General features: G+C 36.6%; 13 protein-coding genes. 7 read left to right on the plus strand and 6 right to left on the minus strand.

Translation table 11 applies throughout. From position 1 onward, the window contains the following. Positions 1 to 258 precede the first annotated feature (258 nt). The 5 genes from AC3ANV_RS12475 to AC3ANV_RS12495 all read left to right on the plus strand — a co-directional run bounded on the left by AC3ANV_RS12475 (position 259) and on the right by AC3ANV_RS12495 (position 3,907). Positions 259 to 678 (plus strand): RrF2 family transcriptional regulator, encoded by a 420-nt coding sequence (locus tag AC3ANV_RS12475; protein WP_488313894.1) that lies wholly within the window; start codon positions 259 to 261, stop codon positions 676 to 678. Between the two features lie 133 nt (positions 679 to 811). Then, positions 812 to 1,189 (plus strand): IDEAL domain-containing protein, encoded by a 378-nt coding sequence (locus tag AC3ANV_RS12480; protein WP_488313895.1) that lies wholly within the window; start codon positions 812 to 814, stop codon positions 1,187 to 1,189. A gap of 38 nt (positions 1,190 to 1,227) precedes the next feature. Further along, entirely contained in the window at positions 1,228 to 1,548 is a 321-nt protein-coding gene (gene trxA, locus AC3ANV_RS12485; RefSeq protein WP_488313896.1) for a thioredoxin, read from the plus strand. Positions 1,549 to 1,640: 92 nt separating this feature from the next. Beyond that, positions 1,641 to 2,765, plus strand: coding sequence for an NADH-dependent flavin oxidoreductase (locus tag AC3ANV_RS12490; protein ID WP_488313897.1), 1,125 nt, complete (start codon positions 1,641 to 1,643; stop codon positions 2,763 to 2,765). 482 nt (positions 2,766 to 3,247) lie between these two features. Beyond that, positions 3,248 to 3,907, plus strand: a complete 660-nt coding sequence (locus AC3ANV_RS12495) for a hypothetical protein (RefSeq protein ID WP_488313898.1) — start codon at positions 3,248 to 3,250, stop codon at positions 3,905 to 3,907. Positions 3,908 to 4,254: 347 nt separating this feature from the next. Here the strand turns inward: AC3ANV_RS12495 and AC3ANV_RS12500 are convergent, their stop codons facing one another. Beyond that, positions 4,255 to 4,932 (minus strand): SOS response-associated peptidase, encoded by a 678-nt coding sequence (locus AC3ANV_RS12500; RefSeq protein ID WP_488313899.1) that lies wholly within the window; start codon positions 4,930 to 4,932, stop codon positions 4,255 to 4,257. A 545-nt stretch (positions 4,933 to 5,477) separates the two neighbouring features. Here AC3ANV_RS12500 and AC3ANV_RS12505 point away from each other — a divergent pair. Further along, positions 5,478 to 6,041 carry a GNAT family N-acetyltransferase gene (locus AC3ANV_RS12505; RefSeq protein ID WP_488313900.1) on the plus strand — a complete coding sequence of 188 codons (564 nt, stop codon included), beginning with the start codon at positions 5,478 to 5,480 and terminating at the stop codon, positions 6,039 to 6,041. Positions 6,042 to 6,151: 110 nt separating this feature from the next. On the opposite strand, the gene AC3ANV_RS12510 is transcribed toward AC3ANV_RS12505, so the two are convergent. Together AC3ANV_RS12510 and AC3ANV_RS12515 are read right to left on the minus strand one after the other, a co-directional pair. After that, the gene (locus AC3ANV_RS12510) at positions 6,152 to 6,544 is read right to left on the minus strand and encodes a thiol-disulfide oxidoreductase DCC family protein (protein ID WP_488313901.1); all 393 of its coding nucleotides are present in this window, start codon (positions 6,542 to 6,544) and stop codon (positions 6,152 to 6,154) included. A 249-nt stretch (positions 6,545 to 6,793) separates the two neighbouring features. Continuing rightward, positions 6,794 to 7,546: a polysaccharide deacetylase family protein gene (locus tag AC3ANV_RS12515; RefSeq protein ID WP_488313902.1), complete on the minus strand. Its 753-nt coding sequence runs from the start codon at positions 7,544 to 7,546 to the stop codon at positions 6,794 to 6,796. Positions 7,547 to 7,718: 172 nt separating this feature from the next. On the opposite strand from AC3ANV_RS12515, the gene AC3ANV_RS12520 reads away from it, so the two are divergent. Further along, positions 7,719 to 8,798 carry an NAD(P)H-dependent flavin oxidoreductase gene (locus tag AC3ANV_RS12520; RefSeq protein ID WP_488313903.1) on the plus strand — a complete coding sequence of 360 codons (1,080 nt, stop codon included), beginning with the start codon at positions 7,719 to 7,721 and terminating at the stop codon, positions 8,796 to 8,798. Between the two features lie 1,032 nt (positions 8,799 to 9,830). Here AC3ANV_RS12520 and AC3ANV_RS12525 read toward each other — a convergent pair. The 3 genes from AC3ANV_RS12525 to AC3ANV_RS12535 form a co-directional block, all read right to left on the minus strand. Continuing rightward, entirely contained in the window at positions 9,831 to 10,499 is a 669-nt protein-coding gene (locus tag AC3ANV_RS12525; RefSeq protein ID WP_488313904.1) for a DUF2642 domain-containing protein, read from the minus strand. A gap of 206 nt (positions 10,500 to 10,705) precedes the next feature. Further along, a complete protein-coding gene (locus tag AC3ANV_RS12530) occupies positions 10,706 to 12,157 on the minus strand; it encodes a hypothetical protein (protein WP_488313905.1) in 1,452 nt (483 codons plus the stop codon). A gap of 67 nt (positions 12,158 to 12,224) precedes the next feature. Next, positions 12,225 to 12,773: a hypothetical protein gene (locus tag AC3ANV_RS12535; protein ID WP_488313906.1), complete on the minus strand. Its 549-nt coding sequence runs from the start codon at positions 12,771 to 12,773 to the stop codon at positions 12,225 to 12,227. Positions 12,774 to 12,813 lie beyond the last annotated feature (40 nt).

A 12,813-nucleotide genomic window follows, 5' to 3' on the forward strand; every position in this document is an offset into this window, starting at 1 on the left:
TGTTTCTTCAAAAATAAAAAACAGAGAATCGAAACAAGTTATGAATAGAGAGGTTTGACAAGACTATTTTTCTTTAATAAAGATGATGGTAAGCTACAACAATTTTTTTATTTTACATATAATAAACAAGGGAGCAGGCATATTTCTTACTGCCTTCTTCCTTTTTATAAAAATAATCCATATCGTCCATTCTTTTTTGTTGACTTTTCAAACTGTAAGCAATAAAATTACAGTAATCTTCTTGAGGAGGTGATTGCAGTGAATAGTGAATTTACAATAGCCGTTCATAGTTTAGTTTATTTAGCTTACTTACCGGAACATATGGCAAGCAGCGATACGATTGCTGCAAATGTTTCAACAAATCCGGCTAGGATTCGTAAGATCATGAGCTGCTTACGAAAAAAAGGGCTGGTTAAGACGAAAGAGGGAATCGGCGGAGGCTATATTCTGGACTGTAATCCTCAAGAGACAACTTTAGCAGATATTTACCGTACAATATCACATGGAACTTTAAAACCAAATTGGTGTACAGGTGATCCCGAACATAAATGTGTGGTATCGTCTAATACCCAGGTGGTAATGGATGAAATATTCCATGAAGCAGAATTGTATTTTGAAAAATATTTAGAAAAAATAACTATTAGTTCTGTTTTAGAAAAAATTAAATTATGTCCCTAACACGGATTTAATTTTTTCACTCTATTCATACTGTAATTTTTTTAATTACAGATAAAACAAGAAATAGACTGCAGGTTCTTTTTTTGTATTAAACTGTAACTATTTTGATAACATTTTTGGAGGTGTTCTTAGAATGAGTAATAATTATAGATTTGTAAATGGAGATTGGGTTCAGGGAAGATCCAGAGAGGGTGAATTAATTCACGGCTATGTTGAAACCGTTGACTCGACAAAAGAAATTGTGAAAGTAAACGTGGTTGAAAGTGACAATGAAAAAGCTATTGGAAAATCACTATGGCTTCCAAAGAAATGGACTGAGAAATTACCGGATTTAACAGTAATTAGTGAAAGTCAGCTTTTATCATTAATCGATTTAGCATTAGTAACAAACGATGAACAATGGTTTATGGAGTTGACTGACAAATTAATATCGGCTAAGAAACAACCTGAAGTTAAGAAGAAAAAACAGAAATTTTTAGTTAGGGGAAATCGAATTGGGAACTCAAATTAAACGGGAAACCAATAAATAAGTTTTAGGAGGAAAATAAAATGGCAATTTCACATGTAACTGATCAAACTTTTTCGGCAAATATCAACGAAGGGCTCGTATTAGTAGATTTTTGGGCACCATGGTGTGGACCGTGTAAAATGATCACACCTGTGTTGGAGGAAATCGATAGCGAAATTGGAAATAAAGTAAAAATAATTAAGCTTGATACAGATGAAAACCCGGAAACAACAAGTGGCTACGGAGTGATGAGTATTCCGACATTGATTCTTTTCAAAAACGGGGAACCGGTGGAGAAGGTTATTGGTTATCAACCTAAAGATGCCCTAACAGACTTAATTTCCAAGCACATGTCATTGTAATTCTAAATTTGCTACCGCTAACTAAATTTAATGTTTTAATTTGATAATCTATACTGATCTTATGTAAATGGAAAATGAAGGAGGATATAAAAATGAACAACAAATATGCACCGTTGTTTGAAAAATTTTCCTTTTCAAAGGGAATTCAATTAAAAAATAGAATAGTGATGGCACCAATGACAAATTTTTCATCCAATGCAGATGGTACTGTTTCTGATGCAGAACTGAAATATTATATGCGACGTTCAAGTGGTGTCGGAATGGTCATTACTGCATGTACATTTGTAACAGTAAACGGTAAAGGTTTCCATGGTGAATTTGCCGGAGACCGGGATGAAATGGTACCTAGTTTACGACAATTGGCAACAGCAATTAAAGCTCAAGGTGCTAAGGCTATCTTGCAAATTTTCCATGGCGGCCGCCAAGTCCCACCGGAATTAGTGCCCAATGGAGATGTGGTCAGCGCGAGTGCCGTTCCAGCTGAAGGACCTGGAAAGCCAGTCCCACGGGAGTTAACTGAAGCCGAAATCGAATCAATTATCCGCGATTTTGGGGAAACAACTCGCCGAGCGATTGAGGCGGGGTACGACGGTGTGGAAATTCATGGTGCGAATGGCTATTTGATTCAGCAATTCTTTTCCCCTCATTCCAACCGCAGGGAAGACCGTTGGGGCGGCAGTCTAGAAAGACGAATGGCGTTTCCGCTAGCTGTTGTAGATGAGGTAAAGAGGGTAGCTGAAGCACATTCGAACGTTCCGTTCCTTGTTGGATATCGTTTTTCCCCGGAGGAGCCTGAAACTCCCGGTATCACTATGGCAGACACATTGGTGTTAATAGACGCATTAGTTGAAAAAAATCTTGATTATCTGCATGTTTCACTACAAGATTTCTGGTCAACGCCAAGAAGGGGAGTAGAGGATTCCCGTCCACGAATTGAAATTATCCAGGAACGAGTTGGGAATCATGTGCCTGTCATCGGCGTTGGTTCGATTTATACTGCTGATGAAGCAGTTAACGCCCTTCAAACTGGAGTGCCGCTGGTTGCATTAGCACGTGAGCTTATCATCGATCCTGACTGGGTACAAAAAGTGGAGCAAGGCAGAGAAGACCAAATCGTAACTAAAATTGATAAAAATAAACAAACAGAGCTTGTCGTTCCAGATCCGCTCTGGCAAGCCATCATAAATCGTCCGGGGTGGTTTCCTGGTATTGAATAATTTTTGAAAAGGGTATTCAAAGAAGCATATGGTTTTCATTTTTGAAAACCTGCGCATTTTTTAAAGGCTATGTTAAAGCGCATTGTTGATTTGCTCACTATGTTGATTGGGGCGGAATTCAACAGGCAAGTTTAACAGAGCCTTTTTAAAAAAAAGAGACCTGGAAATTTCCAGGTCTAAAAAATATATTTTAAAAGGGGTTCATTCATGTAGCTTATTATAAAGCACGTACCTTAACAAATTCTTAAATTCTTCTTTGCACTTGATAGGATTGCAAGCTTATCGCTAATAATGCCAATTTCAACTTTGTGACGAAAAAAACATCTCCATTTGCTTCACTTATTCCCAAAATAGCAGGTTACTTCTTTTTTATCTATTATAGATGGGCTGCTGCCTACGCCATTTTCCTTCATTAACATAGTCTAGACTGAAACCTATACAAAGGAGAGATCAGAGATATGTTTCATGGAGGATTTGGAGGTATGGGAGGTTTCCCAGGCCAAGGTGGATTTGGAGGCATGGGTGGATTCCCTGGCGGCATGACCGGTATGGGTGGATTTCCCGGCGGCATGACCGGTATGGGTGGATTTCCCGGCGGCATGAGCGGCATGGGTGGATTCCCCGGCGGCATGAGCGGCATGGGTGGATTTCCCGGCGGCATGAGCGGCATGGGTGGATTTCCCGGCGGCATGAGCGGCATGGGTGGATTTCCCGGCGGCATGAGCGGCATGGGTGGATTTCCCGGCGGCATGAGCGGCATGGGTGGATTTCCCGGCGGCATGAGCGGCATGGGTGGATTCCCTGGCGGCATGAGCGGCATGGGTGGATTCCCTGGCGGCATGAGCGGCATGGGTGGATTCCCTGGCGGCATGAGCGGCATGGGTGGATTCCCCGGTGGCATGACTGGCATGGGTGGATTTCCCGGCGGCATGAGCGGCATGGGTGGATTCCCCGGCCAAAGTGGTATGACCGGTATGGGTGGATTCCCCGGCCAAAGTGGTATGACCGGTATGGGTGGATTCCCCGGCCAAAGTGGTATGGCCGGTATGGGTGGATTCCCGGGTCAAGCTGGAATGACAAGCACGGGTGGATCCCCTGGGCAAAGCGGCATGACAGGTATGAGTGGATTCCCAGGTATGTAAAGGCATAGAAGGGTATCCTGTTTGTCATTTATTGGGACAGTAAGACTTTAGCAAATTCAAAATTATATATATAGGTTATTATTTGTATAAGTGTGGATTAAATTTTAATAAAATAGAACTTCGGGATTTATTTAATCACGGAGTTTTTTGTATTGTTATGAATTACTAAACAAGAAAAAGAAAGTGGCGGCAACCACTTTCTAAAGAAGGAAAATTCACGGGTTAATACAACATATGAAGCGGCTTGTACGTGCGTATAGTGAACTTGTCCCGAGTAGAAAAAATTTTTTCATAATTACGCAAAATTATTTAGTAAGAAATGGGGAGACCCAGCCACGATAAACGTGTTAACAAATCTTTTCGATGATTTCGATTGTGTTGTTCTTTGGCGAGTTGACGAGTGAGGAGACCTTGTATGCTTCCATTTGTTTTTCATCAAATGGATGTAAAAGTTGATTTAGAAAACTTGTATCAGAAATGGATGGATCTAACCATTTTTTCTCATCTTCTTTCTTCAAAATGGCAGGCATTCGATCATGAATGTCTTTCATCAATTCATTAAATTTTGTTGTAATAACAGAGCAAGAATAGACTGAGTTTCCTTCAGGGGATTTCCAATTTCCCCATATTCCTGCCATGGCAAAGAGTTCATCTGTTTTAAGTTTAATCCGCATTGGTGTTTTCGTTTTATCATCTTCTCGTTTCCATTCAAAAAAACTATCAGCGACGATTATGCAGCGTTTCTTTTCGAATGCTTGTCGAAAGCTTGGTTTTTCGGATAAGGTTTCGGCCCGTGCATTGATCATTTTATAGCCAATCGACATGTCTTTTGCCCACGGAGGAATAAATCCCCATTTTAAAAAGCCCATTCGATTTGCTCGCCCGTCATTAATTACTGCTAAAACAGAATGTGATGGAGCAATATTATAGCTTGGGGAAAAATTCTCTTCATCCAGGAAGGATTGTATATCAAAACGGTCCATAATTTGCTCGATAGAAGCAGTTAATGTAAATCGGCCGCACATAAAAAAACACCACTCCCAATAACTTTATATATATGTCAATTGTAAAGGATACTATCAATAGAGTACAATAATATATGAACATAATAAACTTATGTTTGACATTCAAGAACTTCATTAATTGAATGTCCACTTATTCAAAATAATTGTATAAATCCAGGATTTATTGATTGCCATAAAAACTTGCTTTATGCGGTCAATAGTCTTCAATACTCATTATTCCCTTAGTACTATAGATTTAATTTTCGCTTTAGCACTTTAAACTATTGAAAGAAAATTTAGAAAATGGTAATATAAAGATGTTTAAATTCTTCTGAGTTTAGACCTCCTAAAGTGAAAGCTTAGCTTAGACCACTAAGCTTTCTTTGAACCTTTGACTCTATAGATCAAAGGTTATTTTTTTGTCTATTTGTACATTTTCCTCTGTTAAAACGATTAATTTTCTTATCCATTAATTCGCTTGTCCAACCCCAAAAAACATTGCGAAAAAGTGAAATTTTATGATAGAAAAATAATAAGGGGAATAGGTCGATTTGGAGGAAATGATAATGAAGCTTATAACCATTGATCAATGGGACGAAGAAAATTGGCAAAAGGCAAGCCCTGTTTATCAACAAGCTTTTGGGGAAAAGGGGGCAAAACCGGAAAAAATCATTCGTAATATGTTTAGGAAGCGAATTTGTTTTCTTCATTTGGCGAAAATCGGTGAACAAGTAATAGGAATGGCTTTGACAGGCAAACTGAAAGGCTCTAGTGCCGTTATAATTGATTATCTGGCTGTCCACAAAGATTGGCGTAATAAAGGCCTCGGTCTAAAAATTATCGACTTATTAAAAGACTGGGCAGGTATAGAAGGGAACTTTGACAGCTTGATCATTGAAGTAGAATCAGACAAGCTACCGGAAAATTCAGCTAGAATTCTTTTTTGGGAAAAATGCGGGTTTACATTAACGGATTACATTCATCAATACATTTGGGTCCCGGAACCTTATCAAGCCATGTATTTAAAGCTTCACCCTAATGCCTCATTGCCAATGGATGGTAAGGTATTGTTTAAATACATAGGGGAATTTCACAAGGCATCCCATCAGGCATATTTTGGTGACACATAATTTGGTGACAGGCACCGTTCGTGGACAATCCTATCATATTGTCCACGTGGAGAAGACAGGGGATTATTCTACTCTCAGTCTTTTTTCATATTTAAACTTAATTTCTCCTTTTATTCTAAGAATCTTTTCTTCCAAACCTGTGAAGGGAGCATACAGCTCTCTTTTTTTCCAAACCATTTGTATCGATTCGCAGCAATTACATCATAAAGGAAGTCCCTGATAAAAGGAGGGATGATACAGAAAATGGATAACAACTTCCAGGGACCTTTTAGGTTTCTGCAAACACGTAAAGCCGCATCTGATTTAATGAAAATCCTTTCATTTTCAATCAAAACAAAACTGTTTATCTCATTATTAAAGTCATACTTTTTTAAGAGTGATTTCGCAGTTTCACCTTGGAGAGAAGCAAATTTAAATAGACCATTTGGATCTCTTTTTAAAATAAATTGCACGCTTTGGTTGCAAAAATTACATATGCCATCAAATAAAATAATTCGTTCCATGTATTCACCAACTTAATCGTCGATATGATTTTAGCATAGCATAAATTATCGTAATGTTCATCCATACGCCACCAACTATGTTAAAATTAACTATTATGTAATATATCGCCAGTAGGTGTGGAGATATCTGATAGTGTTTAGTATTCTACTACCCTACCAAACAGAGATTAGCTAGTTTTCACTTTCTGCATAACGTCCACTGCACGCGGACAAAATGAGTTATCTGTCCACAAAGGGTGCCTGTCACCTTCATGGGAATAAATGGAATACTTCGGGTATTGTCTGTTTTGATCGATATAGCATTTCTGATACTGTTATACATTTATAGCCGCTCTTGTTAAAATATTGAAGTATATTTTCTAGTGCTTTAACTGTTTGTGAGCGGTCTCCACCGGAATCATGGAGAAGGATTATATCTCCCGGTCTCGCATTTGAAATGACTTGGTTCGTTATATTATTAATTCCTGGTTTGCTCCAGTCTTTTGTATCTTGGTGCCAAGACCACATAATGACACGATAGTCATTATTTATAGCCGTATTAACAATAATATCATTATAGAATCCCCCGACAGGTCGGAAAAGTGTTGGCTTATATCCTGTAATTCGTTGGATAACATTTGAACTATGGTCTAATTCATCCTTAAATTCCTCTTCATTTATATTTTTATTGTAATTATGAGTATAAGAGTGAGCCGCTACTTCGTGGCCTTCTTTTACTTCTCGTTTTATGATAGCAGGGCATTTTTCGGCTTGTTTCCCAACAACAAAAAAGGTTGCTTTTGCATGATATTTAGCTAATATGTCTAATATTTCGGTAGTATAAAGTTCATTTGGACCATCATCAAATGTAATTGCCACTATTTTTTCTTTTGTTCTGGTTTCCCAAATCACGTTTCCTGTTTTTTCGTACTCAGCTCGATTTCCTGAGAGAGCTTGAACAGGTTGAAAGGAACACAAACACCAAATTATAGAGACAAAAGTGGTGAAAAAAGATTTTCTCATGGCAACTACTCCTAAAAAGAAATGTATTCTCTACACACACTGGAACCAAATACTTAGGTTTAAAATATCCAAGAAATTCAACCATTTATAAGATAAGTATTTCTCAAACGATTGAAAATATAACCATGCCCAAAAACCGTCAAAATAGTATAAGAAGAAAGTGGTGGAAATCATGTGGAAAAAATATTTAACTAAGCTCCTAAATGTTAAATACCCAATTATTCAAGCTCCTATGGCTGGCGGACCCACGTCAACTGCGCTAGTTGCGGCTGTTTCTAATGCCGGAGGACTCGGAATGATAGGAGCAGGTTATATGACCCCCGTTCAAATACGGGAGCAAATAAGAGACGTTAAACAAATGACGAATCATGCATTTGGTATTAATTTATTTGTTCCCGTAAAATACTCCCTTGACGAAAAAAAGTTGACGGCTGCAAAAACCTTTTTGGAGCCGATCATGGAAGAATTAAGTGTAGACAGACCCACTGTCCTTCCTAATTATGAACAGGATCTGAAAGTTTTCTATCAACAGATAAATGTAATACTTGAAGAAAAAGTACCGGTTTGTACGTTTACCTTTGGTATTCCTTCACCCGAAATCATAACCAAATTAAAGGAAAATAAAATTACACCTATCGGTACCGCGACAACCGTACAGGAAGCAATCTTGAATGAACAAGCCGGGATGGAAGCAGTCGTAGTACAAGGTGCAGAAGCCGGTGGACATCGTGGAACATTTTATGGTGATGCCGAGCAAAGTTTAATTGGGTTGATGTCCTTTGTTCCCCAAGCGGCCGACTGTATTAGGATTCCAATCATTGCCGCAGGAGGAATAATGGACGGAAGGGGAGTAATGGCAGTAAAATGTCTCGGCGCATCAGGTGTACAAATGGGAACAGCTTTTCTGGTTTGTGAAGAAAGCGGCGCTAATCCAACACATAAAAACGAAATTTTCAAAGCAACAGAAGAACAAGTCATATTGACAAGATCGTTTTCAGGTAAAATGGCGAGGGGCATTAAGAATTCTTTTATAGAAAAAATGAAAGTGAATGAGGAAGAAGTCCCTGATTATCCAATACAAAATGAATTAACAAAAGGGATAAGAAAAGCTTCAGCAACGAAAGGCAATCCGGCATACCTATCACTTTGGGCAGGTCAGAGCCCGAGATTGGCCAAAAATCAGACTGTACAAGAACTTATGAATAAAATAAAAAACGAGACAGAAAAAATTCGGGAAAAAGAGTTACTTTAAAATAAAACCCAAAAATGTTAAAGTTTAACAGTAACGAAAAAAAATTACGGTTGTTAGTACAAATTTCTTTTTCCGTATGGATAAAGTTAAAGCTGGTTCAAAGGTATCGAACCTAGAACCAGCTTTTTTAATAAATTAATAACTTAATTGAAAAAACCAGCATGAACTGGATTATGGTAAAGACAGCAGTTTGACAATTTTTTGCCAAGGAGAAAAAACAAGTGCATGGCAACCTGGGGAGGGAACAATTCTTGAAAAATCAATTGATAAAAAAAGCAGCTTATTTGCTTTTTTTGTTTTGTCATTCCGCTATGTGCGATCATCTATGAAAAATTAAATCATCATACTCAAAATGCTCTAGATATTTCTACGTCACTTGACCACACTATTCCTTTCCTACCCGTTTTCATTATTCCATATGGACTTTGGTATGAATATTTATTTTTTTATTTAGTAAACTTTTGTTTTAAGGATACAAAAATATATCTTAAAACATTATCGATCATTGTGGTGGGGGAAATTATTTGCTTCAGACGACCGTTCCGAGACCAACAGTTGCAGCTGACCGGCTTTAAAACAAATTTGTCCTTATGGTGTATGCCTATGATCGGCCATATAATTGTTTTCCGAGTATTCATGTTTTAACGTGCTGTGCCTTAATGCTTGGCTCTCTTCAAATTAAAAACAAACATCTAGCTATTACGTTATGTACCCATATCGGAGGGGGCTTAGTCATCATTTCTACCCTATTTGTAAAGCAGCACGTTATTTTTGATGTGATGGGATCTCTTTTATTAGTTACCTTGCTATATGGAATTTGGTTTGAAGTTATATCATTTCGTATTCCAAATAAATCCAAAACTATGTATCTTGGAAATGATTGATATCTATAAGTATTGAGGGCGGACAGCAAACGTTCCCTTTTTTGTATTGGGGCATGGCCGAGCTTACTTTTCATAAAAAGAGTGCCGTTAGACACTCTGATGGTGGTGAAGCTTGTTTACTTAGTAAGCAAACAATTATTAATAGTATTTATGTCATGTGAACGGTTTTTATATGCTGAAGATTTATATACACCGGATTTTCTTTTGCTCCGATTAATTCAACGAAATTGTTCTTAATTCCTTGAATTTTCCCAAACATTTTTTCATTCTCACCGATATTAAAAACGATCAATTCACCGGTTAATTTTTCAATTTGGACTTCAAATGACCTTGCAAATGTTATGTTAGTGGGATTGACTGGTAAATTAGAGTTGCTTAATCCGTACGGCCTTTGATTGTTTGTGTAGGGTATTAACCATTTAAGGTGGTTTAGGGAAATAAACATCGTCTTATAAATAGGGGAGTAAAAAACAAAGTAATTATTCATAATGCTAATAATATACCCATGTAATGCTTGTTTATTTGTTACAAAAATCTCAGTAAAAATACCTTTGGCAGAGGTAAGGGTTTTCCTGAGGGAAATTTCTTCATTATGATTATAAATTGGTGTCGGCTCGTTCGTAATAATAATCTCATCAATTTCATCTTGTTTTAAGAATTCCCAGTTTTGTATATGGATTGTTGGAATGTATAGATAATCATAGCCATTGAAAATGACCCATAAATCACTGCCAATGTCAATTAATATTCCACTTAAATACTTCTTACCTGCAATCTCCAGTTTAATATATTTTCCGAGATGTTCTTTTAAATTCATTTAATCACATCCTTTCCTGACGATTCCAATTTACAAAAAAGAGAAGGGGAGAGTTGATCTCTTATTATAAAAAAATCAATAGTAAAAGTTGTTGTTTACCCAACTCATCTTTGTAAAAAGTTTTTAGGATGTTAATAGGCTCTGTGAAATTGCTATTATTTGAGATATAATTCATGATTATTATCAATAATTCATTGTTTTTTCATTTAAAATAGCGATTTATTTCGTCTATTTGGATTTGGCCATCCTGAAAAGATAGACGATTTTTCAATTTCACGAGAAGCTACTGGCTCACCTGCAAAACGGAAAGCTCTTGTTGGTTGTTCCTTTTGTCTTGCATCTTCTTTTTGATTTTGAGGGACGGTCTTTTTATCACTTGCTTGTTGCACTGGTGCGGCAGTTGGTTTAATATCCTTTATTTTATTAACTGGATTAATTACCTCTTGTTTTTGAGATACTTTAACATCTTTTGTTCCTTTATTTTCCTTCACTTGGTTTTTTTGTTTTTCCCCGACTTGTCGTGAGGTACTATTTTCGATTACAGTTGTTTGTTTACGGTAAATATCCTTTTGTTTTTCAATTTTCTTGCTATGCTGTTGGGATTCATTCGCATTTTGCTTTTTCATTTCATTAATACTTTTTTGAGGAGCAGCTTCTTTTAGTTTTTCTTTTCCTTCTCTGATGGATTGGGACCAAACTTTTGTTTGTTTATCATTATCATTGTTAATGACTTTGATTGAAGCCTCCACAATTTCATCTTTTTCATTTTTAATCACTTTGATCGAAGTTTTAGAAATTTCATCTTTTTTGTTTTTAACCTCATTGGTCGGAGCTTCAGAAATTTCATCGGTTTCGTTTTTAACCACATTGATCGGAGCTTCATAAATTTCATTGGTTTCGTTTTTAACCACATTGATCGGAGCTTCATAAATTTCATTGGTTTCGTTTTTAACCACATTGTTCGAAGCTTCATAAATTTCACCGGTTTCGTTTTTAACCACATTGTTCGAAGCTTCATAAATTTCATCGGTTTCGTTTTTAACTACATTGTTCGAAGCTTCATAAATTTCATCGGTTTCGTTTTTCATCACTTGTTTATCAGAAAGATAATCCTCTCCAACTTCATTATTGACTGTTTCAATTAAAGTCTCCGGGTATCTATATGCTTCACTCAGCACTTGTGTTGAAGCAGCCTCTTGTTTTTCGTCATCCTTACTTTCTTCTTCATTTTCTTTTTCTTTGATATACCCTTTTAAAATATTGGAAATATGGGTAAGTTTGATTAAAATTCTTTCTTCCCCATTAATTAATGTGGCAAAATCTTCATCGACTTCACTTAAAACCCCATTAAATTTTTGTTTATTTAAACATAAAATGGTTACCCAAGATTGTTTAAATGAGTTTAATACCTCTACTAAGCTTTGAGTTTTTAAGAAACTGGAGGTTGTTCCCTCCCCCTGAAACTGCTTCGTATTCTTTGTGATGGCTTGAATTTGATCAATGCTATAATAAAAAATGTAATTATTTTCATTTTCGAGAATAATATGATCAGCCTCTACACCAATTAATTTGCCTTTATATTCTTCTTCACCTACATATAGATTTACGATATATCCTTTTAATAAATCTAATGTAGTTGCGAATTTATTTAATCCCATTAGTAATCCTCCTTTAGGGATAATGTTGTCGCTTCTCCTTCGAGAAGCGACAAGTAATTATTTTTCCTTATTTTGCATATTGATTATTTTCCATTTGAACAACTCGTTGACGAGTGGCTTGCTTATCATTTTGTGACATTTTTTCTTGAGAACCTTGGTTTTTGTCTTCAGATTTTTCATCATTAGCCTTTTCAATCTTTAATCCATAGCTAATATTGCGAATGTGGAACATGGATAGACGAACGATTTCTTCTTTATTAATCAATGAAACAAAATTTTTATTGACATCGCTGAGGACACCTTCTAATTTCTCCGGACCTCCACGATTAATTTTGACCCATTGAAATTTTAGGGAATCTAACAGACTCTCGAAATTAGTAGCTGTTTTATACTGGAAATCTTCAGGAATTTCAATATTAAATTCCAACTGTTCCTTGGCATTCTCCGTCACACTTTTTATATGATGAATGTTATAGTAAACGACCCCATCATCTTCAGTGAGAAGGATTAGATGATCTTCATGAACATCCATTAACTTTCCAATCCTTGATTCAGGACCTCCCCGATCTATTTTAATTATTTTACCAACCAAAGACTTCATAATATCTTTATCCATAAAACCCATTTCCTCCTTTTATTTAAATAAACATTTACAC

It is taken from the genome of Neobacillus sp. DFD-2R, assembly GCF_057747865.1.